Origin of the sequence: Hyunsoonleella flava, assembly GCF_004310325.1 — a bacterium.
Lineage (GTDB): Bacteria > Bacteroidota > Bacteroidia > Flavobacteriales > Flavobacteriaceae > Jejuia > Jejuia flava.
On sequence record NZ_SIRT01000015.1, the window covers coordinates 73,116 to 99,662 of the forward strand.

The 26,547-nt window shown below is 34.3% G+C and carries 24 protein-coding genes and 1 tRNA gene; 17 read left to right on the plus strand and 8 right to left on the minus strand.

Annotated features, from left to right (window positions below; genetic code table 11):
* Nucleotides 1-125 precede the first annotated feature (125 nt).
* Nucleotides 126-1,469 carry an NADP-specific glutamate dehydrogenase gene (gdhA, locus tag EYD45_RS14835; protein ID WP_130965346.1) on the minus strand — a complete coding sequence of 448 codons (1,344 nt, stop codon included), beginning with the start codon at nt 1,467-1,469 and terminating at the stop codon, nt 126-128.
* Nucleotides 1,470-1,662: 193 nt separating this feature from the next.
* On the opposite strand from gdhA, the gene EYD45_RS14840 reads away from it, so the two are divergent.
* Both EYD45_RS14840 and EYD45_RS14845 read left to right on the plus strand, forming a co-directional pair.
* The gene (locus EYD45_RS14840) at nt 1,663-2,466 is read left to right on the plus strand and encodes a THC0290_0291 family protein (RefSeq protein ID WP_130965347.1); all 804 of its coding nucleotides are present in this window, start codon (nt 1,663-1,665) and stop codon (nt 2,464-2,466) included.
* 20 nt (nt 2,467-2,486) lie between these two features.
* The gene (locus EYD45_RS14845; protein ID WP_130965348.1) at nt 2,487-3,203 is read left to right on the plus strand and encodes a DUF3298 domain-containing protein; all 717 of its coding nucleotides are present in this window, start codon (nt 2,487-2,489) and stop codon (nt 3,201-3,203) included.
* Here EYD45_RS14845 and EYD45_RS14850 read toward each other — a convergent pair.
* Nucleotides 3,183-3,647, minus strand: a complete 465-nt coding sequence (locus tag EYD45_RS14850) for a DinB family protein (protein ID WP_130965349.1) — start codon at nt 3,645-3,647, stop codon at nt 3,183-3,185. The genes EYD45_RS14845 and EYD45_RS14850 overlap by 21 nt on opposite strands.
* Nucleotides 3,648-3,704: 57 nt before the next feature.
* On the opposite strand from EYD45_RS14850, the gene EYD45_RS14855 reads away from it, so the two are divergent.
* Nucleotides 3,705-4,058: an arsenate reductase family protein gene (locus EYD45_RS14855; RefSeq protein WP_130965350.1), complete on the plus strand. Its 354-nt coding sequence runs from the start codon at nt 3,705-3,707 to the stop codon at nt 4,056-4,058.
* A 329-nt stretch (nt 4,059-4,387) separates the two neighbouring features.
* Here the strand turns inward: EYD45_RS14855 and EYD45_RS14860 are convergent, their stop codons facing one another.
* The 5 genes from EYD45_RS14860 to rseP form a co-directional block, all read right to left on the minus strand.
* On the minus strand, nt 4,388-4,999 hold the full coding sequence (locus EYD45_RS14860; protein ID WP_130965351.1) for a hypothetical protein: 612 nt from the start codon (nt 4,997-4,999) through the stop codon (nt 4,388-4,390).
* A 438-nt stretch (nt 5,000-5,437) separates the two neighbouring features.
* The gene (locus tag EYD45_RS14865) at nt 5,438-6,004 is read right to left on the minus strand and encodes a hypothetical protein (RefSeq protein ID WP_130965352.1); all 567 of its coding nucleotides are present in this window, start codon (nt 6,002-6,004) and stop codon (nt 5,438-5,440) included.
* Between the two features lie 5 nt (nt 6,005-6,009).
* Nucleotides 6,010-6,234, minus strand: coding sequence for a hypothetical protein (locus EYD45_RS14870; RefSeq protein WP_130965353.1), 225 nt, complete (start codon nt 6,232-6,234; stop codon nt 6,010-6,012).
* A 192-nt stretch (nt 6,235-6,426) separates the two neighbouring features.
* Nucleotides 6,427-6,500, minus strand: a tRNA-Asn gene (locus tag EYD45_RS14875).
* A gap of 73 nt (nt 6,501-6,573) precedes the next feature.
* On the minus strand, nt 6,574-7,920 hold the full coding sequence (rseP, locus tag EYD45_RS14880; protein ID WP_130965381.1) for an RIP metalloprotease RseP: 1,347 nt from the start codon (nt 7,918-7,920) through the stop codon (nt 6,574-6,576).
* 173 nt (nt 7,921-8,093) lie between these two features.
* Here rseP and EYD45_RS14885 point away from each other — a divergent pair, with 173 nt between their 5' ends.
* The 8 genes from EYD45_RS14885 (at nt 8,094) to EYD45_RS14920 (ending at nt 18,494) form a co-directional block, all read left to right on the plus strand.
* Entirely contained in the window at nt 8,094-8,768 is a 675-nt protein-coding gene (locus EYD45_RS14885; protein WP_130965354.1) for an SCO family protein, read from the plus strand.
* Nucleotides 8,769-8,997: 229 nt separating this feature from the next.
* A complete protein-coding gene (locus tag EYD45_RS14890; RefSeq protein ID WP_130965355.1) occupies nt 8,998-9,234 on the plus strand; it encodes a FeoA family protein in 237 nt (78 codons plus the stop codon).
* Nucleotides 9,227-11,326 (plus strand): ferrous iron transport protein B, encoded by a 2,100-nt coding sequence (feoB, locus tag EYD45_RS14895; protein WP_130965356.1) that lies wholly within the window; start codon nt 9,227-9,229, stop codon nt 11,324-11,326. The genes EYD45_RS14890 and feoB overlap by 8 nt, the downstream gene beginning before the upstream one ends.
* Before the next feature lie 27 nt (nt 11,327-11,353).
* The gene (locus EYD45_RS14900; RefSeq protein ID WP_130965357.1) at nt 11,354-11,488 is read left to right on the plus strand and encodes a FeoB-associated Cys-rich membrane protein; all 135 of its coding nucleotides are present in this window, start codon (nt 11,354-11,356) and stop codon (nt 11,486-11,488) included.
* Between the two features lie 116 nt (nt 11,489-11,604).
* Nucleotides 11,605-12,492 carry a 3-keto-disaccharide hydrolase gene (locus tag EYD45_RS14905; protein ID WP_130965358.1) on the plus strand — a complete coding sequence of 296 codons (888 nt, stop codon included), beginning with the start codon at nt 11,605-11,607 and terminating at the stop codon, nt 12,490-12,492.
* A gap of 46 nt (nt 12,493-12,538) precedes the next feature.
* Complete coding sequence (locus EYD45_RS14910; protein ID WP_130965359.1) at nt 12,539-12,937, plus strand: hypothetical protein; 399 nt, start codon at nt 12,539-12,541, stop codon at nt 12,935-12,937.
* A 72-nt stretch (nt 12,938-13,009) separates the two neighbouring features.
* A complete protein-coding gene (locus tag EYD45_RS14915) occupies nt 13,010-17,347 on the plus strand; it encodes a CusA/CzcA family heavy metal efflux RND transporter (protein WP_130965360.1) in 4,338 nt (1,445 codons plus the stop codon).
* Between the two features lie 10 nt (nt 17,348-17,357).
* Entirely contained in the window at nt 17,358-18,494 is a 1,137-nt protein-coding gene (locus tag EYD45_RS14920; protein WP_130965361.1) for an efflux RND transporter periplasmic adaptor subunit, read from the plus strand.
* Here EYD45_RS14920 and EYD45_RS14925 read toward each other — a convergent pair.
* A complete protein-coding gene (locus EYD45_RS14925; RefSeq protein WP_130965382.1) occupies nt 18,474-19,130 on the minus strand; it encodes a metal-dependent transcriptional regulator in 657 nt (218 codons plus the stop codon). The two genes, EYD45_RS14920 and EYD45_RS14925, sit on opposite strands and share 21 nt — an antisense overlap.
* Before the next feature lie 104 nt (nt 19,131-19,234).
* Between EYD45_RS14925 and EYD45_RS14930 the strand changes: the two genes are divergently transcribed.
* The 6 genes from EYD45_RS14930 to EYD45_RS14955 all read left to right on the plus strand — a co-directional run bounded on the left by EYD45_RS14930 (nt 19,235) and on the right by EYD45_RS14955 (nt 26,465).
* Complete coding sequence (locus EYD45_RS14930; RefSeq protein WP_130965362.1) at nt 19,235-21,589, plus strand: TonB-dependent receptor; 2,355 nt, start codon at nt 19,235-19,237, stop codon at nt 21,587-21,589.
* Nucleotides 21,590-21,601: 12 nt separating this feature from the next.
* Complete coding sequence (locus EYD45_RS14935; protein WP_130965363.1) at nt 21,602-22,069, plus strand: thioredoxin family protein; 468 nt, start codon at nt 21,602-21,604, stop codon at nt 22,067-22,069.
* 64 nt (nt 22,070-22,133) lie between these two features.
* Nucleotides 22,134-23,039 carry a metal ABC transporter solute-binding protein, Zn/Mn family gene (locus tag EYD45_RS14940; RefSeq protein WP_130965364.1) on the plus strand — a complete coding sequence of 302 codons (906 nt, stop codon included), beginning with the start codon at nt 22,134-22,136 and terminating at the stop codon, nt 23,037-23,039.
* A gap of 308 nt (nt 23,040-23,347) precedes the next feature.
* The gene (locus tag EYD45_RS14945) at nt 23,348-24,085 is read left to right on the plus strand and encodes a metal ABC transporter ATP-binding protein (protein ID WP_130965365.1); all 738 of its coding nucleotides are present in this window, start codon (nt 23,348-23,350) and stop codon (nt 24,083-24,085) included.
* Nucleotides 24,086-24,184: 99 nt separating this feature from the next.
* Complete coding sequence (locus EYD45_RS14950) at nt 24,185-25,312, plus strand: metal ABC transporter permease (RefSeq protein WP_130965366.1); 1,128 nt, start codon at nt 24,185-24,187, stop codon at nt 25,310-25,312.
* On the plus strand, nt 25,305-26,465 hold the full coding sequence (locus EYD45_RS14955) for a metal ABC transporter permease (RefSeq protein WP_130965367.1): 1,161 nt from the start codon (nt 25,305-25,307) through the stop codon (nt 26,463-26,465). The genes EYD45_RS14950 and EYD45_RS14955 overlap by 8 nt, the downstream gene beginning before the upstream one ends.
* Nucleotides 26,466-26,547 lie beyond the last annotated feature (82 nt).

Genomic DNA, 26,547 nt, shown 5'->3' on the forward strand with positions numbered 1-26,547 from the left:
GCTAACTAAATTTTCAATGTCAAAGCAGCAAATATATTTATTAAGAAAAGAATATTAGTACTGAAATGCAATAAAAGAAAAAAGCCTCCTAAGTTTAGGAGGCTTTTTAAAATTTCTCTTTTTTACTAAACCACACCTTGTGCTAACATCGCATCGGCTACTTTCACAAAACCTGCAATATTTGCTCCCTTTACATAATCGATATAGCCATCTTCATCTGTACCATAGTCTATGCACGATTGATGAATGTCTCCCATAATCTCTTTAAGTTTTTTATCTACTTCTTCTCTCGTCCACTTATATCTTAAGGAGTTTTGCGTCATTTCTAAACCAGAGGTTGCAACGCCACCAGCATTTGAAGCTTTTCCTGGCGCAAACAATATCTTGGCTTTATGAAATTCTGCAATTGCTTCTTTTGTAGAGGGCATATTTGCGCCTTCGCTCACGCACATACATCCGTTAGATAGTAAAGCCTTTGCGTCGTCACCATTTAATTCGTTTTGGGTGGCACACGGCAATGCTATGTCACATTTTTCATCCCAAGGCGTTTTGCCTTTTGTGAATTTAGCATTAGGATATTTTTCTAAATATTCACTTATTCTACCCCTCTTTTCGTTTTTAAGATGCATTACAAACTCTAGCTTTTCAGTATCGATGCCTTCCTCATCGAAAATATACCCCGAGGAATCTGAAAGCGTAAGTACTTTTGCTCCTAATTGAATCGATTTTTCGGCAGCATATTGTGCTACGTTTCCAGATCCGGAAATAACAACAGTTTTACCTTCAAAGTTATCATCCTTTGTTTTTAGCATGTTTTCTGCAAAGTATACAGTACCATATCCAGTAGCTTCGGGTCTAATTAATGAACCGCCCCATGTCATCCCCTTTCCTGTTAGCACTCCAGTAAATTCATTCCTTAATTTTCTGTACATACCGAATAAAAATCCAATCTCACGTTGTCCAACTCCAATATCCCCTGCTGGAATATCAGTATTTGGACCAATATGCCTGAACAGTTCACTCATAAATGCATGACAGAATCTCATGATTTCGTTATCACTTTTTCCCTTCGGATCAAAATCGCTACCACCTTTACCGCCACCCATTGGCAACGTTGTTAAGCTATTTTTAAAGACCTGTTCAAAAGCTAAAAACTTTAAAATACTTGCATTTACTGTGGGGTGAAAACGCAAACCTCCTTTGTAGGGGCCAATGGCAGAATTCATTTGAATGCGATAACCTCTATTCACTTGAATCTCTCCATCATCATCAACCCAACATACTCTAAACGAAACCAATCGTTCTGGTTCTACCATACGAAGTAGAACGTTTTTGCCATAATAAATATCATGCTGAACGATATAAGGAATTACGGTTTCAGCCACTTCTTCAACCGCTTGTAAAAACTCTGGTTCATGAGCATTACGCTCTTTTACCAAATCCAAAAATTCTGCAATAATTTCTTTCATGTATCAATAAATGTTTAAATTTTAATGAATATACAATTTTGAAGCACAAAGATACGTTATCTTTAAAAATAACACGTTTTTTTTTAATTTTTCGCAATATAAGCTAAAAGCCAAATGCGCTTCATCAGAATAATTTGGTAGTTCATCGGCTTTTTATATATTTGTTGCGTTAACGCCTCGAAAACAAAATATTATGACGCTTAACTTAAAACGTTTAGCTCTTACTCTTTGTGTGTTTGCTTTTTGCCAAACATCGCAAGCCCAATTAGGCTTTTCTCACGAAATTGGCGTTATAACAGGTCCTGTACAATTCAGATCTGATTTTGGTAGTCGTGAAAACGAACGTACCAATTTTGGCAATTCTGGTATTGGCATTGGGCTTGTTCATTATATAAACTTCTCCTACAGAGCTGATTGTAACTGCTATACTACCGATACTTACTTTAACGATCATTTTAAATTAAGAAATGAAATTTCTTGGAACAAAACCAAACTAGAGCATTTAGGTAGGTGGACCCAACCTGACAGAACAAGTGATAATGCGGATAGACTTAGAGGACATACTGGCTATGCTAAAAACCTAGATATAGGTACCCAATTGGAATTTTTTCCATTAAGTATTCGCTCGTTTCAAGCGTATGGCTATCGCATAGCGCCATTTGTGAGTCTTGGTGTGCACTATACCTCGTTTAATCCAGAGGTAATAACCACTTACGACAACGGTTCTAATGATGTTGGAAATATTGGAGACCCAAATAATTTTTATTCTATATGGGCTCCTGGATCAGTCGACCCTGCCCCTGGAAGTACATGGTCTATGGTTACTAGCGCTGGTTTTAGATATAAAATTGGACCGCTTTCAGATCTTATGCTCGATTTAAGGTGGCAATATTATTTTGATGACTGGGTAGATGGTTTAAATCACGATTTGGTCTACAACAAACATAACGATTGGTTACTTTGGTTAAATGTAGGCTATATCTATTATTTGGATTAAAAAAATTAGCACTCTTAAAGTTGTCCAGTAGAATCCTGTCATTTTTTATCATCCTTTTGATTTTTTCATGTAAAAAAGAAGAGAAGCTTACTTTTTCTGAAATAGAAATCACCACTGAAAATAACGCTTTAGTTAGGATTTTTATCCCAGAAGCAACAGGAAACACAACTGTAAGTGAAGCTATAAACAGTGAAATTGAAAGTTTCATTGCCTCAACCTTGACCATCGGAAATCCTGAACCTGAAAACACACCTTCATCACTATCTGAACAAATTGATGCTTTTAATACAGAATTTAATAATTTCATAAAAGATTTTCCTGCATCGACTTTAACATGGGAAGCTCAAATAGATGGTGAAGTAATGTATCAGTCCGATGTAGTTATCAGCATTGCCATAACATCTTATATGAATACTGGTGGCGCTCATGGAAATACAGCCATTTCATTTTTAAATTTTGATACAACATCTGGCAAACAAATAGCTAATGAAGCGCTTTTTACTGATATAAAAGCGTTCAAAAACTTAGCAAAACGATTTTTTGATGCCGAGGTAACCGATAAAACTGTGCTTTTTGAGCCAGATGCCTTTAATCTCCCAGCAAATATTGGTTTTTCCGAAGAAGGCGTTATTTTACTTTACAATCCCTATGAAATTGCACCTTATGCAACGGGAATTATTGAATTTACAATCCCGTTTGAGAAAGCCAAGGACTATTTAACCTTTAATAGCTTTTAAAAGCGCCAGTACATAGCCATAGTGCAGCCCCTCGTGTATTGCTATAAACTGTAAAGCCTCATCAATATTGCTTAAAGTATTGCCCGTTGTAGACACCGTGTAGGCATTGTAATTTTGGAAAACGTCATTGTAATAGTCCTCCTTGGTTTTTTCAAGAGATGTTGATAGTAATTCTTTAATTTCATTCACCTCTTCTTGTGATACCGCACCATTTGGTTTACTATCCTTTCGATACTTATCAATCATTTCATCTGATAACGATGACTCTAAACCAGATAATCGATAAGCCAATAACTGTTCTGAAACCACAATATGACCGATATTCCAAATAATGTTATTGTTAAACCCGTTAGGTATCTTATTTAAATCTTCCAAAGTATTGTTTTCAATAATTTTTTTAAAAATACTTCTGGTATTTTGTAAAACCTGAAACGTAAAATCCATATTGTTTAAATTTTTGTTAAATATAGTTTTAATTTGTTTTTTGAAATACATAAAAACATGAAAAAAGTATATTATTTAAAGACCTGTGATACCTGCAGAAGAATTTTAAAAGAATTGAATTTATCTTCTGAATTTATATTACAGGATATAAAAAAGGACTCCATTACGACAGCTCAACTAGACGAAATGAAAACTTTGGCAGGTAGCTATGAAGCTTTATTTAGTAAGCGTGCTCAACTATATAAAAAAATGGATTTAAAGCATCAAGATTTAGCCAAGAAAGATTATAAGTATTATATTCTTGATCACTATACATTCTTAAAAAGACCTGTGATAATTATCGAAGATTCTATTTTTATTGGAAACGCGAAGAAAACTGTTGAAGCTATAAAAGAGGCGTTAAATAATTAGTGATTCCACCAGAGCTAGAGCTTGCTTATTTGAGTTACTATCAAATGCTTAATGTAAACTTCAATTTTTGTGCCTTCAAATCAAACTAACAACCACATCAATAACATTGAGAGAATATAAAGCACTGAACTCCATACTATTTTACTAAAAGTGAATGTTATTACACAAAAAGTATTTAATGGTTACCCTGCCTCGCCTTTTCAATTTAATGAAAAAAGTTGTCACGGTTAGCTTAAAAGTTTAATAAGTTGTCTAACCTTGCTATAATAAAAACCCACTCCATAATGGAGTGGGTTTATAATTTAATTAAATAAACTTAAAAATGATATTTACCCATAAGTGGGTGGAGTATCTTCATCATCACAATCTGTTAAATCTGCCACAAAATACATCGCCCAACTGTTTCCTCCAAAACCTTCTCCTTCAGCCCAAGCTGTTTCTTCAGATGGACCACCAGCTTCTGCATGCGCGGCAAAACATAATTCTCCTGTTATTTCTCCAATGTCGATTGTATAAATTACTTGTGTTGTGCTTTCTTCATGCTCACTGGCATAATCAAAGTGTCCAATTTTTGGATTGTTTGCTCCTGTAACGGGAAAACCATCTTCTTCGCAACTACTAACATGTAAATGGGTTGCATTTAGAACCCAATCGCCATTTGTTGTGTAAGTAACAGTTAAAATATCGCCTTCAACATCAATTGTAACTGTTCCAATATCATAATGCTGTCCTGCAATTAAACGTGTTGTATAGCAATTATCTTCTAGATCAGTACTAGAAGAATTATCACTTTCTGACACATCAAAATCTTTATTCTTCTCAGGTGTTTTTTTTTCTGATAATACTTGGGATTGTGTTTGAGATTGTTCTAGTTTCTCAATATTACATCCAAAAAATAACAATCCTAAGCTTAAAAGAGAAAGTTTAGTTATACGTTTCATAATATTAATCATAAGTAGGTTAATACATCTAATATAGTTATAAGAAGATGATATGTGAAATATTTTCGTTGAAATGCGTTTTTCGTTTCTAAAAGTAAGTTTAATACTATATTTTATTTGTTATAAGACTATATAATATTGTATTTCTATATTACCTACCTCAATAAATAATTCTCCGAAGGTTAATTGAACTGAATCGCATTTCTTTGGTATAAAACGCTAACAATTTTACCTTTATTTGATTCGTGTTGAATATCAATTATTTCAAAATTGTTTTCATCGGGCAAAAGCATGGTGTGTTTTCAAGGTGTTTAAAGTATCATCTTCTTTCTCCATATTTAGTGTTCATTTTTTTGTTGAAATTAAATATTTAGATTACATAAAAAAGGTTAACCTTTTTGGTTAACCTTTAAAATTTAGACAATGCATAAATACAAATTAGCTTTGCTTTTTCTTTAGCTGTTTGCCTTTTTTGACTTTCTTCTCAAGGGTATCTACCTCTTTTTCTACAGCTTCAATCCGCTCCATTTCCTTATCATAGTTTTCATCTGATATTTTACCTTGCTTCTTCTTTGCTTTAAGTTTCTCTTTAGCCACTTTCAGCCTTTCTCTTGCATCATTAGCCTTAGACTCACCTTTTTCTATAGAACTCTCAAGCTGTCTTACGTTCTCTTCTTTCTGGAGTTTAGCTTGTCTTGCACGCTCCTGTCCATAAGCTTTTCCTTCTAACCCATATTTATCTTTTCCATAGGCTTTTCCCTCTTCGTTAAGTTCATTAGCTTTTTCTTCTTTTTCCTTCTTTATCTCTTTTTCTGCCTTTTCTTTTTTCTGTTTTTTTTCTTTGATTTCCTTATCTACATTGTCTTTTCCTTTTTTCTTTTCCTTCTTAATTTTGTTTTCAACCTTGTCTTTCTTACCGGCATGTTCTGGTTTTTGAGCGTTGCTTACGGTTATAAAGCAAAGAAGTAATACTAATGTTAGTATATTTTTAACTAAATTTTTCATAATAATTAATTTTCAAGTTCATTTAACATTTCATCTAATTTCTTAACGGATGCATCTATACTATCCTCAGTATTTTTAATCTCATTTGTAACTGCCTCAATAGAGTCTATTTCTTGTTTCAATTCCTTAAGTTCAACTGAATTTTCCTCTTTACTAGTGGAGATATCTTTTTTGTTACCACAGCTCAAAATAAATATGGCCAATAATAGAATAATACTTTTTTTCATCATAAGGTAAAATTTAAATTGTAAGTGTTTATATGACACAGAGTTCTAGCATTAGTCACTAAAACCTAATTATTTTTGAAATTTATTTTCAAGATAACTACAGAGAGATAATTTTACAAATAAAAATTATATATGTGCTTGACTTTATTGCATAAAAAAACCTCTACATTTCTGTAGAGGCTTTGAGTTGTTTCGCTCCTCAGGCTGGGCTCGAACCAGCGACCCTCTGATTAACAGTCAGATGCTCTAACCAACTGAGCTACTGAGGAAGATCTCTTTTCGCTTTTGCGAGCGCAAATATATATTAATTTTTATTTACAACAAATTTAATGATTAAAAAAATCAATCAAAAATAGCTTTATAAATATCGTTACCGTTAGCAAATAAAACCAGAGCGATCAAGATAAAGAATCCCACCATTTGTGCATACTCCATAAACTTATCTCCGGGCTTTCTCCCAGATATCATTTCGTAAAGTAAAAACATGACATGACCACCATCTAGTGCTGGAATAGGGAGCAGATTTAAAATGGCTAACATAATTGATAAGAAAGCAGTAATGCTCCAAAATGCTTGCCAACTCCAAGTATCAGGAAATATATCGAATATCGCTTTGAAACCTCCCACGCCTTTATATGCACCGGTACTAGGACTAAAAATAAGTTTTAACTGATTAAAATAAGACCCTATCTGATTGATAAACTTATTGTAGCCAACTCCAAAACTTTCACCAAAAGAATATGTTTTGGTTACTACCTTATAGTAACCAAGGCTTTCTAATGTTTCAAGATCTATTTGTGCAAAGGGTACTATTCCAAATTTTCCATTTTCATTAAGCTTTAATTGACGTGTTATGTCTTTTTTATCACGAACTAAAACAACCTCTACGGTTTGTCCCTCCAGTCCATCAACTGCATCTTCCAGCTGATCAAAATACTTTAATTTCTTTCCGTTTATGGTTTTAAATACATCGCCTTGTTTTAAGTCAACCGACTTGTTTAATGACGAGTCCGCTACCTTTGCAACAACAAAAGGTAACCTTAATCCAAAAAGACTTCTATCCTTACTGCTTGATAATTGACCTAGGAAATCTTCTGGCAAATCGATTTTTTGTTCTGTACCATTTCTGCTTATAGTTACGGATTCAGCTCCTAAAAAATTTGATCTTATATCTGATTCATTTTCAATTTTAACGCCTCCAACAGAAATAATTTTGTCTCCCGTTTTAAAGCCCAAATCGGTCAATAATTTATTTTCTATCCAATAACCGTCAACAACACTATCTGCCGAAATATCAGTATCGCCGTAATAAAAGGATGCAAAAATGTAAATAAGCAGTGCTAACACAAAATTTACCGTAACACCTCCCAACATGATGATTAAACGTTGCCATGATGGTTTGGAACGAAATTCCCATGGTTTAGGCTCTTCTTTCATAGCTTCGGTATCCATACTTTCATCAATCATCCCTGATATTTTAACGTAACCACCTAATGGCAACCACCCGATACCGTAAACAGTTTCACCTATTTTCTTTTTGAACAGTGAAAACTTTACATCAAAAAACAGGTAAAACTTCTCTATCCTAGTTTTAAAGGCTTTTGCGGGGATAAAATGACCTAACTCGTGCAACACAATAAGCAGTGAAAGACTAAGTAGAAATTGGGATATTTTTATAACAAACTCCATATACGCTTCATCAAAAATTGAAATAACCGCACAAAAGTAAGGTTTTAAAACCAAGTTTAAAAAGTAGCCTATCTATAATTAGGTTGATTTAACAGTAATTTATGTATGCCTTAAATATGTGAAGCGGAGATTTCATCGTATTTTTGCAGAAATTTTAATTTAAAGCGCGTTAAATGTTGTCGTTTTTTAGAGATTATAAACTATTTGCTGTTGTTTTTGGTATCATATCCGTTATTATTATTGCGATAATTTATAACACTTTAAATGTTTACCAACCTTTACCCATCTATCAACCTGCTATGGTAAGTACGGCATTAGTAGATAGTACCATTCAATACAAAAAGAAATATCACAAAATAGCTGATTTTAGTTTAGTAAACCAAAATGGGGAAACTGTTACCCAAGATAATTACAAGGATAAAATTTATGTGGCAGATTTCTTTTTCACCACCTGCCAAACCATTTGCCCGATTATGACCGACCATATGGCGCAAATTCAAAAAGAAATTAAGAGTGATACAGAGGTAATGCTTTTGTCGCATTCTGTAACTCCTAAAATTGATACCGTAGCGCAACTAAAGCGTTATTCATTAAAAAAAGGCGTGGATGATGATAAATGGAACTTGGTTACAGGCGATAAAAAGCAAATATATGAGCTTGCCAGAAAGAGTTATTTGGCCGTTAAAACCAATGGCGATGGTGGCCCTTTTGATATGATACATACCGAGAACTTTATGTTGATTGATAAAAAGCGGCAAATCCGTGGGTTTTATGACGGTACTAATCCTGAGGATATTGATAAGTTATTACACGATATTGCCATTTTAAAAGAAGAATACAACAGATAAAAGTCTAATTGTTCTTTTGCGCTAGGGATTGTGCTTCGAGAACCTCAGCAACCTAAGTGGAAGCTTTTGGTCCCGCTTCTGCAGGAAGTCAAAACTATCAACGGAAATCCCGACCCCTTTTACCCAGAGCTTGTCGAAGGGTGGGGTAGCGCCCAAATAATTACAGTTTAGCTTTTAAACTTATAAAGTTTGCTGTATTTTTGCTTCTTTAAAATCAATCTAAATAAGCTTGAAGCACACTTTAGCACATTTAAAACGAGGGGAACACGCTGTAATTACTGATGTTTCATCCATTCATATTCCTTTAAAACTTTTGGAAATGGGCTGTTTACCCGGTAACTCGGTTGAACTTGTGCAAGTGGCGCCATTTCAAGACCCCATGTATTTAAATGTGAATGGGACGCACCTTGCCATTAGAAAAGAAACAGCTTCTCATATTTTAATTGAAAAAGTAACGCATGAGTAAACAGATAAACGTTGCTTTAATTGGAAACCCAAACACCGGCAAAACCTCGGTTTTTAATGCACTAACGGGATTGAACCAAAAAGTGGGTAATTACCCGGGGATTACGGTTGAAAAAAAACAGGGCATTTGTAAATTGCCTCGAGGTGTTAAGGCACATATCATTGATTTACCAGGGACATACAGTTTAAATGCCTCTTCGCTGGACGAGAACGTTGTTATTGAACTATTGCTAAATAGAAACGACAAGGATTTTCCAGATATTGCCGTTGTAGTTACTGATGTGGAAAACTTGAAGCGCAACCTTTTATTATTCACACAAATAAAAGATTTGGAGATACCATCTGTATTGGTCATTAATATGGCAGATCGCATGCAGTATAAGGGCATTTCCCTAGATATTGCCTATTTAGAAGAACAGCTACATACTAAAATTGCCTTGGTAAGTACCAGAAAAAATGAGGGCATTGACAAGCTTAAAGATTTAATTACTAATTATAAGGAAGTTTCTGTTACGCCTTGCTTGAACGTTAAGGATATTGACACTACCTATTTTGGAAACCTTGAAAAAGCCTTCCCAAACCAGTTACTTTACAAGCTTTGGTTGGTAATTACACAAGATGTGAATTTTGGAAAAACAAATAGAAAGGATTTTGATGCTGTTGCTGATTTTAAAACCAAAAGTAAAGGTGATTTAAAACGACTGCAGCAAAAAGAAACCATAAAGCGCTATCAGTTTATCAATAATGCGCTTGCCAAAGGGCAGACTATAGACCTGAGTCAAGCCAAAGATTTACGCATTAAACTGGACAGAATTTTAACCCACAAGGTTTGGGGCTACGTTATTTTTGGGGTTATTCTTTTAACGATTTTTCAAGCGATTTACGATTGGGCAGAAGTCCCAATGGATTTAATTGATGGCGCATTTGCAAGTTTGAGTGAATGGGTGAAAAACACGCTGCCACATGGTGCATTTACAGATTTAATTGCTGAAGGGATTATCCCTGGGTTAGGTGGTATCGTTATTTTTATTCCGCAAATTGCATTTTTATTTCTATTTATTTCTGTACTTGAGGAAAGCGGTTATATGAGTCGCGTAGTGTTTCTAATGGACCGTATTATGCGGCGTTTTGGATTAAGCGGAAAAAGTGTAGTACCTTTAATTTCTGGTACTGCGTGTGCCATTCCTGCTATTATGGCAACACGTAATATTGAGAGTTGGAAGGAACGTTTAATAACTATTTTGGTTACACCATTTACAACTTGCTCTGCGCGATTGCCTGTATACCTTATTATCATCGCCTTGGTGATTCCCGAAGGACGGTTTTTTGGTTTAAGCTATCAAGCGTTAACCTTGATGTTGTTGTATTTAATTGGATTTGGAACGGCTATTCTTTCGGCATACATTCTGAATAAAATATTGAAAATTAAAAGCAAAACGTTTTTTGTGATTGAAATGCCTAATTATAAATTACCGCTTTTTAAGAATGTTGCTATTACAGTAATAGAAAAAACAAAAGCGTTTGTGTTTGGTGCTGGAAAAATAATTCTTGCTATTTCTATTATATTATGGTTTTTAGCGTCTTACGGCCCAGGAGAACAATTTAATGATGCCGAAAATATAGTAAAAACCGAATTTTCCTCTCAAAATTTAAACGAAGAGGAACTTCAACAAAAAATAGCATCTCATAAATTAGAACATTCATTTATTGGCATTGCAGGACATGCTATTGAACCTGCTATTCGACCTTTGGGGTATGATTGGAAAATCGGTATCGCTATAGTAAGTTCGTTTGCTGCCCGTGAGGTTTTTGTGGGCACTTTAGCAACCATTTACAGCGTTGGTAATGATGACGAAGCTACCATTAAAAATAGAATGGCGGCAGAAGTAAATCCTATTCTTGGTGGTCCACTATTTAATTTTGCATCTGGAATTTCGTTATTGCTATTTTACGCTTTCGCTATGCAATGCATGAGTACCTTAGCCATCGTTAAAAAAGAAACTAATTCTTGGAAATGGCCTGTATTACAACTGGTGATAATGAGTGCTTTCGCATACATTGTAGCCTTAATTGCTTTCCAGTTTTTGAAATAATATGAAATCAAATACGACTGTATAATTATGAATGATATTCTTCAAAATATATTAGTACTTACTTCAGTTGCTTTGGCTGTAGCGTTTTTGGTTAAAAAATTCTTTTGGAAAAAATCTAAACCAAAAAAAGCATGTGGAAATGATGGCTGTGGATGTCATTAAACATTCACTTAAGTTTTAAGTAACTAATTTAAAAACCTTTCTTTTAATTTCTTCCTGTTAGAAAATTTATACCTAATTTGTAGCAGAATTACAAACGCTATCAACACTATTTTAGAATGAAAAACAAGTTATTTCTGTACGTAATGACTTTAGCATGCATTGCGAACACGTACTCGCAGGACAACAATAAAACCATAGCATTATTAGATGCCAACCTAACTAATTTCGACACCTTTATTGGCGTACCACATAGTACAGTAGTTGGCTTACCTGAAGGCACATTTCAGTCTAGTGATGTTAGAAACGGCGAGCCTTTAGGGTTGAATAATGATATAAAAAACATATTTACCACAACTAATATTAATGGGGAAACCATATTGAATATCAGTGGTGAAATTTATGGAAGTATTACCACTAAAGACACCTACAGCAACTACCATTTTAGCACCATGTTTAGATGGGGTAATAAAAAATGGGAGCCTAGGCTCTTAAGAAAAAAGGATACTGGAATTTTATATCACAGTTATGGTGATTATGGTCGCTTCTGGAATACATGGAAAACATGTTTAGAATTTCAAGTACAAGAAACAGACTTGGGTGATTTTATTTCTTTGCCAGGTAATAGTGCTAACCCAAAAGTTGGCGGACCTATAGTAGAAATTAGAGGTGATAATATCGCTGAAATAAAGCAGTATAATCCAGATTTTGACTCCTATTTTGAAGGTAAAGGCTATATCAATGCCTATTTAGAACCACAAAACCCGCATGGGAATTGGAATCACTTAGAGCTTTACGTTGTTGGTAATAATGCTGTGCATGTTGTAAATGGTAAAATTGTGATGGTAGTTGAAAATGCTATAAATCCTGAAACTAAAAAACCTTTGACGGAAGGGCAAATTCAAATTCAATCTGAAGCTGCAGAGTGTTATTATAAAGACATGACCATTACTCCAATTACTGATTTTCCTAATTTTATTTTAGAAACTGTCAAATTCAAATCGTAAAACACTCTAGATTTCTACTATCTTAAAATTTGCTAACTTTGTTACAGTGAGTAAATTAATATCCATAGTATTATCAGGAATTATCCTAATACAAAGCTTTCATGTAATAGCGGAAGATATTCTACAATTAGATGAACTGTTAGAACATGCTCAATTTCATAAACAAGAATATGGTGACAACTTTTTTGTGTTCCTTTCTAAACATTATGGCGAACTTAAATCAGACCATAGCGAAAATCATAAAGAAGAACAGGGTGAACATGAGCAGTTGCCATTTCAATACCAAGGGCATTGCACATTAATTATAGCCTTTTTACAGGATAATTCGCCTAATAACTTTACTAACATCGAGTTTTTAAAGAGCCCCGAGACTAATTTCCATTATTTCAATTTATACGCTTCACTTCACGAAGAAGCCCTACTACAACCTCCAAGGCAGGCATAATTCTTTTTTATTAAATTTTTCTGTTACAACTTGTTATACAATAAGTTGACATTCCTTTTTATAAAATGAATTATGTTGTCATATATTATCAAATTTAGTTTAAAGAATAAGTTTATTATTCTATTATTTACGGTATTCATTATAGGTTTTGGGTTGTTTTCGCTATCTCAAATTTCTATTGGTGCGGTACCAGATGTTACAAACAATCAAGTACAAGTAATTACAACATCACGCAACCTTTCTACTCAAGATATGGAGCAGTTTATTACCTATCCTGTAGAGTTAGAAATGGCTAACCTGCCTAGTGTACAGGAAATTCGTTCTGTTTCAAAATTTGGTCTATCGGTAGTTACTATTGTTTTTGATGATGACATAGGCACCTATTTACCGCGTCAACTTATTGCTGAAAAAATAAAATCTGCTTCCGAAAAAATTCCTGAAGGTTTTGGCACACCAGAAATGGGACCCATCACAACAGGTTTAGGGGAAATATACCAATATATACTTGATGTTAAGCCAGAGTACAGAGATAAATACACCGCCCAAGATTTACGAACCATACAAGATTGGATTGTAAAAAGGCAATTATCTGGTATCCCCGGCGTGGTAGAAGTAAACACATGGGGTGGTTTTTTAAAACAGTATGAAGTTGCATTAAATACCAATAAACTTAATGCAATGCAAATTTCGGCTCACGAAGTATTTGATGCTTTAGAACTTAACAATAGTGTTGCTGGAGGTGGTTATATTGAAAAGATAAATCAGGCTTATTTTATTCGTGGTGACGGTTTAATTTCTTCACTTCAGGATATAGGTGACATTGTAATAAAAAATAAAGATGGCGTTCCAATTTACGTAAAAGACGTTGCTAAGATAGGTTTTGGTAATGCAACACGTTTTGGTGCTATTACAGGAAATGGTGAAGGCGAAAAAGTACTAGGGCAAGTTATGATGCTTAAGGGTGCCAACTCTAAAGAAGTTATAGAAGCAGTAAAAGAGCGGGTAGCATCTATTGGTAAATCATTACCTGAAGGCGTTTACATAAATGCATTTTTAGAGCGAAGCGAGCTAATTGCTAAAACTACTTTTACAGTAACCGAGAACCTTATTTTAGGCTGCCTTATAGTAGTATTTGTTGTAGTATTACTTTTAGGAAATATTCGCTCTGGGCTTGTGGTAGCCTCAGTAATACCTTTGTGCTTATTATTTGCAATTTCATTAATGTACATTTTTGGTGTTGATGCTAATTTAATGAGTCTTGGTGCGATTGATTTTGGAATCATAATTGACGGCGCAGTTATTATTGTAGAATTCATCGCATTTCAAATTACAAAAAATCAAGCTGAAATTACTGCACTTTCCAAACAAGAAGTACAACCATTTAAAGACACCATTACGTTTAACGGTGCCTCAAAAATGATGAATTCCGCCATATTTGGTCAGCTTATTATCCTAATTGTTTTTATCCCAATTTTATCTTTAAGCGGTGTTGAAGGGAAGATGTTTAAGCCCATGGCCTTAACCTTCAGTTTTGCATTAATTGGCGCCATGATTTTTTGTTTTACCTATGTACCAGTTGTAGCTTCTTTATTTCTTAAACCCACTATTCAATCAAGTAAAAATATTTCCATTCGTTTAATGCAATGGCTTAACAAACTATACAACCCAATAATACATTGGGCTTTACAAAGTAAAAAACTAGTCCTTGGTTTTGCATCTGTACTATTGGTGATTTCAATTTATATTTTTACAACTATGGGTGGTGAATTTGTACCCACTTTAGACGAAGGCGATTTTGTAATACAACCTGTACTTAAAACAGGGACATCCTTAAAAAAGACCGTTGAAATCACCACTAAAATTGAACAAATTTTACTCGAACAATTTCCAGAAGTAAAACAAGTAGTTACAAGAATTGGTGCAGCAGAAGTGCCAACAGACCCTATGTCTATGGAAGAGAGTGACGTTATTATTATTCTAAAACCAAAAAAAGAATGGGTTTCAGCTACTTCAAAAGATGAATTGGCCGATAAATTTAAAGAAGCTTTAGCTATAATCCCTGGAATGGAAGTAGAATTTACGCAACCTATTGAAATGCGATTTAACGAACTTATTACGGGTGTTCGAGCAGATATAGCCATTAAAATTTTTGGTGAAGATTTACAAATACTCTCTAAAAAAGGAAATGAAATAAAAACTTTAATAGAAGATGTTGAAGGTGCCGCAGATGTTATTGTAGAAAAAATTGATGGCTTACCGCAAATGAGTGTAACCTACAACCGCCAAAAAATAGCACGTTATGGTTTAAATATACAAGACCTTAACACTATGCTGTCGATGGGTTTTGCTGGAAAAACTTTAGGTAGTGTGTTTGAAGGCGAAAAACGCTTTGACCTTGTTGTAAGGCTAGATGAAACCAAACGCATCGATATTGAAAATATTAAAAATCTATATGTTGATGTACCAAATGGCGGAAAAGTACCACTACAAGAATTAGCCGAAATCACCTATAAAAAAGGAGCAGCAAAAATTTCTAGAGACGATACAAAGCGAAGAATAGTGGTTGGTATTAATGTAAGAAATCGCGATTTAGAATCGGTTGTAAATGATGTGCAATCTTTAATTGAGAAAAATATAATTATTCCTGTTGGCTACAATATTACTTATGGAGGGCAGTTTGAGAACTTGCAAACAGCTAAATCTAGACTGCTTGTGGCGGTACCTATTGCGCTTATACTTATTTTTGTATTACTCTATTTTGCATTTCATTCTATAAAAGAAGCGTTATTAATATTCTCTGCAATTCCTCTAGCAGCTGTTGGAGGTATACTTTTATTATGGCTTAGAGATATGCCTTTTAGTATTTCTGCTGGTGTAGGCTTCATCGCATTATTTGGTATTGCTGTATTAAATGGTATTGTACTCATTGAGCATTTTAAAGAGCTAAAACAAAAAGATTTCAACGATATGGAAGCATTGATAACACAAGGCGCAAAAGATCGTCTTAGAGCAGTATTATTAACAGCTTCTGCCGCAGCCTTAGGATTTTTACCTATGGCAATTTCAACTAATGCTGGTGCAGAAGTACAAAGACCCTTAGCTACAGTTGTTATTGGTGGATTAGTTACGGCAACTCTGCTTACACTGGTGGTTTTACCTGTATTATATTCCTATTTCAATAGCAGTAAAAAAAATAATACAAAACTAAAAACTAGTAAAACAAATCTACCAACAATACTAATACTTGTAGGGCTATTTTCAACCTGTGCCTTCTCCCAAAACGATAAAAAATCACTTGATGATCTTATTGCTATTGCTACTGAAAACAATGCTGGTATTAAATCAAGTCGCTTAAAAGTTGAGCATTCTAATATGTTGATCAATAGTGCTTTTAATTTTGATAAAACCGAAGTGTATTATGGCTTTGATGAAAACAATTTAGCGATTAACGAAGAACCTATTGGCGTTTTTGGTATTCAACAAGAATTTCTATTTCCAACAGTCTATTTTTCCCAGAAGAAATTAAATCGTGCAAATTATACCCTAGAAACTTCTAGCAATGCGATAAAAGAAAAAGCATTAAGGCGCGAAATAACCGCAAAATATTATCAATATTTATATGCTATTGAAAAGGAAGACATACATAAAACATTAGATAGTCTTTATCAAAATTTTGCCAATACTGCTCAAAGACGGTTCGAGTTAGGCGAAACAAATTACTTAGAAAAAATAACCGCAAAAGCCAAACAACGGCAGGTTAACTTAAACTTTATAAAAGCTATTGAAGATGTGCAAATAGCCTACTCTGAATTAATGAGTATGGTGCAAAGTGAAGATAGCTTAGTTATTGCAAAACAGCCTTTAAAAAAAGAAAAGTTACAATTGGTAAATATAAATGAAACTCCAGAAGTATCATTTTTCACCAATAGTATTTTGGTAGCAGAACGCACAAGGCGATTAGAAAAACAGCAATTACTGCCTGATATTACCCTAAACTATTTTCAAGGTACTAATTCTGGTATTAATAGAAATTTACGTGGTTACCAATTAGGATTAAAAATTCCATTACTATTTACCGAAAAATCATCAAAAATAAAAGCTTCAAAAATTGCTGAAGATATAGCTACCGAGAAGTTACAGGATTACACCATTAAAATTAAAGCAAAAAGTAAAATACTATTGTCGCAATTTCATCAACAGCAAACAGGGCTAAACTATTTTGAACAGGAAGGTGCAGTGCTTTCTCAAGAAATTCTTAAAACCGCAAATAGCAGTTTTAAGAATGGTGAAATAGATTTTTATCAATACATATTAAGTTTAGAAAACGCCTACGAGATTCAACTTAACTATCTCGAAAATCTAAATACCTATAACCAAACCGTAATAGCAATTAATTACCTAACCTTATAAGAACAAAGCTATGAAACACATATATAACATTTTAACCATTAGCCTATTAATTGTAGTTTTTGGATGCAAAAATTCAGAAAGCGAATCCAATGCTGCCGCAGATACTAATGTAGACAACCGTATAATAATCAGTAAACAGCAATTTAAACATAATAATATGGCCTTGGGAAGTCTAGAAGAAAAAGCCTTTCCTGTTAGTATTAAAGTAAACGGTATTATTGATGTGCCACCAGAAAATAAAGTCATAGTAAATGCCATTTCAGGTGGGTATATAAAAACCATCCCCCTATTAGTTGGTGATAAGGTAAAGAAAGGACAAGTTTTGGTAACTATTGAAAATCCTGAGTTTATAAAACTTCAACAAAACTATATGGAAGTTAAAGAACAACTAAATTACCTTAAAACTGAATACGAGCGGCAAAACACCATGTTTAAGGAAAATATTATTTCCAATAAAGTGTATTTAAAAACTAAAAGCCAATATAAGACTGCAACTGCAAGCTATAACGGCCTTAAAAAACAATTATCACTGCTTAATATTAGTCCTTCTAACGTTGAACAGGGGTTTTTAACTTCAGTCGTCAACATTTACGCGCCAATAAGTGGAAGCATTACTAAGGTAAACGTCTCTAAAGGCTCTTATGTCTCACCAACAAAATCCATATTGGAGATTGTCGATAACAGTCATATTCACTTGGAATTATCCGTATTTGAAAAGGACATCATGAGTATTAAAAAAAATCAGAGCATCTTGTTTAGTATACCAGAAGCTTCCAAAGAAGTTTATGAAGCTTCTGTATATTTAGTAGGCACGTCAATTGAAGATAACAGAACTATTAAAGTACATGCACATCCAGAAAACGAATCGCATCACTTCTTAACTGGTATGTTTGTTAATGCTGAAATTATTACTGCCAAAAGTAAAGCCTTAGCATTGCCAGAAACTGCAATTACTGAAAACGACAAAGATAATTACACTCTAATTTTAGATGAAGAAACCGACAACAATTATTACTTCAAACAAATAAAAGTAGCTATAGGAAAAACATATAATGGTTACACTGAAATAGAAAATACTGACCTTATTAAAAACAGCGATAAATTATTAACTCAGGGCGCTTTTAGTTTAATTGGTTCTAACGAATAAATTATTAGAAACATGTTTTGAAATATTAAGTTTCGAAGCGTTAATTAGAATGGTAACAGATTCATCAAATGGCTCTATTGCTATAACTTCAATTTTGCTTCCTAAAGCAATTTTATGGTTATCTAGATATTTTAAGAAAGCTGAAGATGAATCCTCTACACCAACACATGTGCAGGTTTCACCAACAGCAACTTTAGATAATTTCACCTTATCTAATTTTGAAAAATTCCCATCCTTATCAGGTATGGGATCTCCATGAGGATCATGAGTTGGGAAATTTAAGAAAGCATCTAATTCATCAATGAGTTTTGGTGACTTAATATGCTCTAACTGTTCGGCAACATCATGTACCTCATCCCATAAAAAGTTAAGTTTTTCAACTAAAAACACCTCCCACAATCTGTGTTTTCTAACAATATTTACAGCAATAGCCTTACCCTTTTCTGTTAAAGAAACACCTTGATATTTTTTATAATCAACATACGCCTTTTCAGATAATTTCTTAACCATATCGGTAACCGAAGATGCTTTTGTTTCCATTTCTTTAGCAATAGCGTTGGTGCTAACATTGGCTGTACCTAGCTTTCCTAAATGGTAAATGGCTTTTATATAATTCTCTTCCGTTAGTGTAATCATCATTGCTATTTATGCTAAACAAATATACTATAAATATAGTACTTTAAAATAATTTTTAGATAACTCTAAAAATATATTTATATTTGCATAAAAAACAGGTCTTGATGAAGCAATATCTTTTAATCTTACTATACATACCCTTTTTCTGTTTTGGACAAACAGAAAATGCTAAAATCTCTGGTAAGGTGACATCAAACGGTATACCTATTCCTTTTGCTAGTGTTTATGTAAAAGGAGGTACACAAGGTGTTAGTACAGATGAAAATGGGATATATAAATTAACTATTCCTGCTGGTAAGGTTACAATAATAGCAGAATCTCAAGGGTATAGAAGGCTTAGTAAAAATGTATCTCTTAAACTCGATACTACAGAAATTATAAATTTCTCACTTGTTGAAGATGCTCTCGGATTAAATCAAGTTGTAGTAAGTGCCACAAGAAATCGTATTAGTAAAAAAGAAGCGCCTGTAATTGTAAAAGTATTAAGTCCTAAATTATTCAAGGCTACACAATCACTATCGCTCGCAGATGGTTTAAACTATCAACCTGGAGTTCGTGTAGAAACCAATTGCCAAAATTGTGGGTTCACGCAAGTCCGTTTAAACGGTTTAGAAGGACAATACACACAAATATTAGTAAATAGTCGCCCTGTATTTAGCGCATTAAATGGCGTATATGGCTTAGAGCAAATACCTGTAAGTATCATAGACCGTTTAGAAGTAGTACGCAGCGGTGGTTCTGCACTATTTGGCTCAAACGCAATTGCAGGTACTATAAATGTAATTACAAAAGAACCTATAAACGATACTTGGGAAGTAAATTCCTCACTTGGTATTATTGATTGCACCACAGCAGACCGTAATGTAAATGTTAATGCCTCTGTAATTAGTGAAGATTTAATGAGTGGTATTACCGTTTATGGTATTTTTAGAGATCGTGATGCATATGATGCTAATGGAGATGGTTTTACAGAAATAACTGAACTCAACAATAATTCCTTAGGAACAAAAGCATTTTTAAGACCTAACGATAATAGTAAAATAGGTTTTGATTTTACTGGTATTCGTGAATATAGACGTGGAGGAGATAAACTAGATTTGGCGCCGCAATTTACAGATATTACTGAAGAATTAGACCATAATACCATATTTACGAGTTTGGATTATGAGTTATTTAACGATGAGCGTACCAATAATTTAAGTGTATATACCTCGTTACAATATACTAATAGAGACAGTTACTACGGTGGCCTTGGTGGAGGTAGAACTCCTGCAGACTCTATCTTAGCCAATAACGCCTTTGGAGTAACTAAAGATATCGCCTTTGTAGCAGGTACTAAATTTAGCCATGAATTTACTAATAATAATGTTATTACAACAGGCTTAGAATACCAACTAAATGATACCGATGATGCCATTGCGGGCTATAACCGTCTGGTAGATCAAAGCGTAAAAAGTCTTGGAATATATGGGCAGTACGAATGGAAACCTACAAATAAATTCTCAGCATTAATTGGCGCTAGGTTAGACCATGTTGATGTTGATGGGTTTTACACCATACAAGACATTGCACGTAGCTCTAATGTTTCCGAAACGGTGTTGAGCCCACGTTTTACAATACTCTACAACATATCAAAGGTTATACAATTTAGAGGTGGTTACGCTAGAGGGTTTAGAGCACCACAGGCGTTTAATGAAGACCTTCATATTTCATCTGTAGGCGGCGAACAGCGTTTTGTTATTTTATCAGACAATCTAGAAAGTGAGTTTTCAAACGCCTACACCGCTTCTTTTAATTTTACTAAAGATTTTAAAAAAACACAAACAAACCTTTTAGTAGAAGGGTTTTATACTACGTTAAAAAACCCTTTTACTATTGTAAGTACAGGTAGTTCTTTAGCTAATGGTTCTATTTTAGAAGAATCTAGAAATGGCTCTGGTGCTTTTGTAGCCGGAACAAATATAGAAATGAGTGTGTCGCCAAATCCAGACTTATTTTTTCAAGCTGGCGCTACATTTCAAAAATCTATATATAAAGAAGATCAAATACTTTTTGAAGCAGACGGTAGCGTCCCCGGAGAGCAAGACGTTGTTTTAGGAGAATTTACACGGGCACCAAACGTGTATGGATTTTTAAATTCTAACTGGCAAATTAATGACGACTTAAAACTGGATGTTACAGGAAGTTATACAGGCACTATGGTTGTACCTCGTGTAATTAGCGATTCTGGATTTATTGATTTAGTTGATTCTAAAGCGTTTTTTGATATGACAACCAAGTTAACGTATCATTTCGATCTCAAAGACACCTTTCATGTAGAATTGAGTGGTGGTGTACAAAACCTTTTCAATAGCTATCAAAATGATTTTGATACAGGCGCAGGCAGAGATTCAGATTATGTATATGGACCAAACAGACCAAGAACCTTGTTTATAGGATTAAAATTTGGAGATTTCTAAAACCAATTATATATGAAATATCTCGTTTTATTTTTACTTCTCAATGGTGCAATTACTACTGCTTTTTCTCAAAATAGTACAAGTATTAATTGGATATCTTGGGAACAATTAGAACACGCCCTAGAAGAACAACCAAAACCCGTATTTATATATTTTCACGCAGAATGGTGTGGCTATTGTAAAAAAATAAAAAGAAAAACGTTTACCAATACAGACGTTATTCAAAAAATAAATAGCGACTATTATGCCGTAAAAATGGATGTAGAAACAACTGATACTATAGTGTTTGACGGCGTAACATTTACCAACAAGCAAGCAAAAACAAAACGTAATGGCATACACGAATTACCTTTGCTATTAGCTTCGCGAGAAAACAAACCATTTACACTACCCGCAACTTTATTTTTTGATTCAAATTTTACTGTAAGAGAACGCATTTTTAAGTATTACACATCAAAACAACTATTAAAGCTATTATAAGCTAAAACCATAATAACAGCACAAAAATCAATTTTTAGTACTTTCGCAATATATTTTTAGAGATATGAAAAAATACATCATCCTTTTTTGCACCATAGTCTCTCTATTTAGTTGCAAGAATGAAAAACAACCTAACGGTAAAATAAACATCGTTACCACCACAACAATGATTACCGATTTGGTAAAAAACATTGGTGGCGAGCACATTAACCTACAAGGACTTATGGGTAGCGGTGTAGATCCGCACCTATACAAAGCAAGTGAAGGCGATGTTACCAAACTATCACAAGCTGATATTATTTTTTACAACGGTCTACATTTAGAAGGCAAACTAGTTGAGGTTTTTGAGAAAATGAAAGATAAAGAAACCATAGCTATTTCTGATGCATTGGATAAAAGCACGCTTATTGGTTCAGAATATTTCGCATCAAATTACGACCCGCATATATGGTTTGATATCAACTACTGGAAACAAGCAACCCAATTCGTGGTTAAAACACTTTCAGAAGCCATTCCCGAGCAAAAAACCAATTTTGAAGCCAATGGCACTAAATATATAGAGCAACTCAATACACTAAAAAACAAGGTAGAAACCACTATAAACACGCTTCCAAAAGAGCAACGTATTTTAGTAACAGCACACGATGCCTTTAATTACTTTGGAAAAGCCTTCAATTTTGAAGTTGTTGGTTTGCAAGGGCTTTCCACAGCAACAGAAGCAGGCGTTCAAGACGTGCAAAAACTATCCGCTTTTATCATTGAAAACAAGGTAAAGGCGATTTTTGTAGAAAGCTCGGTACCAAAACGAACCATCGAAGCGCTTCAGGCCTCAGTAAAATCTAAAGGGCACGAAGTAACTATTGGAGGCACGTTGTACTCTGATGCTCTGGGAGATGCAGGAACTATCGAAGGCACCTATATAGGCATGTTTGAATATAATGTAAACACTATTGTAGAAGCGCTTAAATAGTAAGAAGCCCCTCCTAACCTCCCCATAGGGGAGGAACCAAACTCTTGCTTAGAAAATAAAGAGTTAAAGCAAATTGAAATAAAGAGATGATTTGGCAAAAAGGTCAACACCCGAGTCAATTCAAAGAATTGATCGTCAAGGCGCAGAATAGATGAAGAAAAGCTCCGAGAACAGGAGAACGATAGTTCGACGCGGAGTTTTCAAATCGGTTTTCATTCCGACATAGCGGAATGAAAAATTCCTCGGCTTGAACTTGATTTTTTTGTTCGTTTTTTATCAAAAAAAATGAACATATAAACAAATTAAAAATGGAAAACAAGATTGCCGTAAAAGTAGACGACCTCACAGTAGCCTACAACTACAAACCCGTATTATGGGATATCGATTTAGAAATCCCAGAAGGCGTACTCATGGCAATAGTTGGACCAAACGGCGCAGGAAAATCAACCTTAATAAAATCCATATTAGGCATTTTAAAACCTATTGCAGGAAGTGTTAGTATTTACGATAAACCTTATGAAAAACAACGGCAACTTGTAGCATACGTACCACAAAAAGGCAGTGTAGATTGGGATTTCCCAACCACAGCATTAGATGTTGTAATGATGGGTACTTACGGAAGCTTAGGTTGGGTAAAACGTCCCGGACAAAAACAAAAAAAAGCAGCCCTAGAAGCCTTAGAAAAAGTAGGCATGTTACCCTTTAAAAACCGACAAATAAGTCAGCTTTCAGGAGGACAACAACAACGTATATTTTTGGCAAGAGCCTTAGTGCAAAACGCATCAATTTATTTTATGGACGAACCCTTTCAAGGTGTAGACGCCACAACAGAAATAGCCATCATTAACATTTTAAAAGAACTACGAAAAGCAGGAAAAACAGTAATTGTAGTGCATCACGATTTACAAACCGTACCCGAATATTTTGATTGGGTAACCTTTTTAAATGTGAAAAAGATTGCCACAGGCCCAGTTAAGGATATTTTTAACGATGATAACCTTACTAAAACTTATGGAATTAATTATAAAGTGAGTATTCAAGAGTAAAAAGAGTTTTCAGTCGCAGTAAACAGTTTTCACTTAAATAAAAATGAACATTAAAATAAAAAAGCCAAAGCGAAAGACGTTTCTGCTTTCGCAGTAATTATGGACATAACAGAATACATAAAACTAGTTTTCACAGACTACACGCTAAGAACCATAACACTTGGTACCGCAATTTTGGGTGCAGTAACAGGCATGCTAGGGAGTTTTGCTGTACTAAGAAAACAAAGTTTATTAGGCGATGCTATATCACACGCAGCCTTACCAGGAATAGCCATAGCTTTTTTACTTACCGGTGCAAAAGACAGCAACACCTTACTATTAGGCGCATTAGTAAGCGGGCTTTTAGGTACCTTCTGGATTAGAGGTATCATTAGTAAAACCCACCTAAAATCAGATACGGCTTTAGGATTAATTTTATCGCTGTTTTTTGGCTTTGGTATGTTGCTGCTTACTTTTATTCAAAAACAACCCAATGCAAACCAAGCAGGATTAGATAAGTATTTATTTGGGCAAGCCGCAACTTTATTAGAAAGTGATGTTTGGATGATGTCCATTGTAACAGGCATATGCCTTTTTGTATTATTGCTCTTCTGGAAAGAATTTAAAATTTTATTATTTGATGCAGATTACACCAAAACTTTAGGGTTTAATACTAAATTCATCGATGTTCTCATCACTTCATTTATCGTTTTAGCAATTGTTTTGGGGCTGCAAACCGTTGGCGTGGTATTAATGAGCGCTATGTTATTAGCGCCTGCTGCTGCTGCAAGACAATGGACAAATAGTTTGAGTGTAATGGTTTTTTTAGCAGCAATTTTCGGAGCGTTTTCAGGTGTTTTTGGAACAGCTATAAGTGCAACTCAAAACAATTTATCTACAGGTCCTGTAATAGTAATTGTTGCCAGTGTTTTTGTGCTATTTTCTTTTATATTCTCCCCAAGTAGAGGCTTATTATTTAAGCAAATCCGATTTATTAAAAACCGTCGTGATTTGCAATTGCACAAAACTTTGGCATTTATGTACAATATTGTGGAAAGCCATGAAAATATTTCACATCCGCACGCTATAAAAATCCTGAATAATTTTCAAGGCTATACAAAAAGCACGCTTCAAAAATTAGTTAGTAAAAACTATGTAACTCTAGATGGTGGCATGTGGAGTTTAACTGAGGAAGGTTTTCAAGCAGCATCAAATTTATACAACCAACAAAACGATAATAATGAGTAGCGCACAAATTGAAATACAATTAATTGCGAGTTTGGTTGCCATAGCCTGTGCTATTCCTGGAACATTCTTAGTCCTCAGAAAAATGGCAATGATTAGTGATGCTATCAGTCATTCTATTCTCCCAGGAATTGTAATTGGATTTTTCATCACACAAGATTTAAACTCACCGCTTTTAATTCTGCTTGCTGCCTTAACAGGAATATTAACAGTGGTTTTAGTAGAATATATTCAAAAAACGGGCTTGGTAAAAGAAGACACCGCTATCGGTTTAGTATTCCCAGCATTGTTTAGTATTGGTGTGATTATGATCGCTAAAAATGCCAATGATGTGCACTTAGATGTAGATGCAGTTTTACTAGGCGAATTAGCTTTTGCGCCTTTTGATCGCTTAATGGTTTCAGGTATAGATGTTGGCCCGAAATCCTTGTGGATTATTGGAGCTATTTTAATTATCACCATCGGACTATTATTCGCCTTTTTTAAAGAATTAAAAGTAAGCACCTTTGATGTAGGTTTAGCCGCTTCATTAGGGTTTTCTCCTGTTGTAATTCATTATGGATTAATGACGGTTTCCTCGATAACCACAGTAGGTGCTTTTGATGCCGTAGGTGCTATTTTAGTGGTTGCATTAATGATTGCTCCGGCTGCAACTGCATATTTATTGACCAACGAATTAAAGCGTATGCTTATTTATGCCATTTGTTTTGGCGTTTTTAGTGCTATTTCTGGATATTGGGTGGCGCATTGGTTAGATGCATCTATCGCAGGATCTATTACAACCATGCTAGGTTTGTTGTTTTTGGCGGTATATCTCTTTGCGCCAAGTAGAGGTGTGATTGCTGTTCTATACAGAGAAAAACAGCAACGTACTGAAGTCTCCTTACTTACGTTTCTCCTTCATTTAAAAAATCATACTGAAGTACGTGAGCGACATGTAAACCACCTCAACGAGCATATCAATTGGCAAAAAGTACGCTCTAAAACTGTTCTAAATTTAGCCCTAAAAAACAACATGATTCAATTGGATAATAACATCGTTTCATTAACCGAAAAGGGGGAAGATTTCACCTCTCAAGCCATTGATTATATCATCACTAATGAAGATGGGAAGATTGAACATATGAAAGACGATTTCTTTTTGTTTAGGGGGTAAACTACTGTTTTTAATCTAAACTTGTTGTGTTTCAACTACTGAAAACTCCATTCCCCTTTATTATTGTGTATTTTATCAAATA

Excerpts from the sequence above, each read along its gene's own strand:
- rseP (WP_130965381.1), bottom strand. The coding sequence starts at position 7,920 with ATGGAGTTTGTTATAAAAATATCCCAATTTCTACTTAGTCTTTCACTG.
- EYD45_RS14940 (WP_130965364.1), top strand. The coding sequence starts at position 22,134 with ATGAAAAAATACATCATCCTTTTTTGCACCATAGTCTCTCTATTTAGT.
- EYD45_RS14945 (WP_130965365.1), top strand. The coding sequence starts at position 23,348 with ATGGAAAACAAGATTGCCGTAAAAGTAGACGACCTCACAGTAGCCTAC.
- EYD45_RS14950 (WP_130965366.1), top strand. The coding sequence starts at position 24,185 with ATGGACATAACAGAATACATAAAACTAGTTTTCACAGACTACACGCTA.
- EYD45_RS14915 (WP_130965360.1), top strand. The coding sequence starts at position 13,010 with ATGTTGTCATATATTATCAAATTTAGTTTAAAGAATAAGTTTATTATT.
- EYD45_RS14900 (WP_130965357.1), top strand. The coding sequence starts at position 11,354 with ATGAATGATATTCTTCAAAATATATTAGTACTTACTTCAGTTGCTTTG.
- EYD45_RS14870 (WP_130965353.1), bottom strand. The coding sequence starts at position 6,234 with ATGATGAAAAAAAGTATTATTCTATTATTGGCCATATTTATTTTGAGC.
- EYD45_RS14860 (WP_130965351.1), bottom strand. The coding sequence starts at position 4,999 with ATGAAACGTATAACTAAACTTTCTCTTTTAAGCTTAGGATTGTTATTT.
- EYD45_RS14840 (WP_130965347.1), top strand. The coding sequence starts at position 1,663 with ATGACGCTTAACTTAAAACGTTTAGCTCTTACTCTTTGTGTGTTTGCT.
- EYD45_RS14855 (WP_130965350.1), top strand. The coding sequence starts at position 3,705 with ATGAAAAAAGTATATTATTTAAAGACCTGTGATACCTGCAGAAGAATT.
- EYD45_RS14955 (WP_130965367.1), top strand. The coding sequence starts at position 25,305 with ATGAGTAGCGCACAAATTGAAATACAATTAATTGCGAGTTTGGTTGCC.
- EYD45_RS14850 (WP_130965349.1), bottom strand. The coding sequence starts at position 3,647 with ATGGATTTTACGTTTCAGGTTTTACAAAATACCAGAAGTATTTTTAAA.
- EYD45_RS14935 (WP_130965363.1), top strand. The coding sequence starts at position 21,602 with ATGAAATATCTCGTTTTATTTTTACTTCTCAATGGTGCAATTACTACT.
- EYD45_RS14920 (WP_130965361.1), top strand. The coding sequence starts at position 17,358 with ATGAAACACATATATAACATTTTAACCATTAGCCTATTAATTGTAGTT.
- feoB (WP_130965356.1), top strand. The coding sequence starts at position 9,227 with ATGAGTAAACAGATAAACGTTGCTTTAATTGGAAACCCAAACACCGGC.
- EYD45_RS14930 (WP_130965362.1), top strand. The coding sequence starts at position 19,235 with ATGAAGCAATATCTTTTAATCTTACTATACATACCCTTTTTCTGTTTT.
- EYD45_RS14865 (WP_130965352.1), bottom strand. The coding sequence starts at position 6,004 with ATGAAAAATTTAGTTAAAAATATACTAACATTAGTATTACTTCTTTGC.
- EYD45_RS14905 (WP_130965358.1), top strand. The coding sequence starts at position 11,605 with ATGAAAAACAAGTTATTTCTGTACGTAATGACTTTAGCATGCATTGCG.
- EYD45_RS14885 (WP_130965354.1), top strand. The coding sequence starts at position 8,094 with ATGTTGTCGTTTTTTAGAGATTATAAACTATTTGCTGTTGTTTTTGGT.
- EYD45_RS14925 (WP_130965382.1), bottom strand. The coding sequence starts at position 19,130 with ATGATTACACTAACGGAAGAGAATTATATAAAAGCCATTTACCATTTA.
- gdhA (WP_130965346.1), bottom strand. The coding sequence starts at position 1,469 with ATGAAAGAAATTATTGCAGAATTTTTGGATTTGGTAAAAGAGCGTAAT.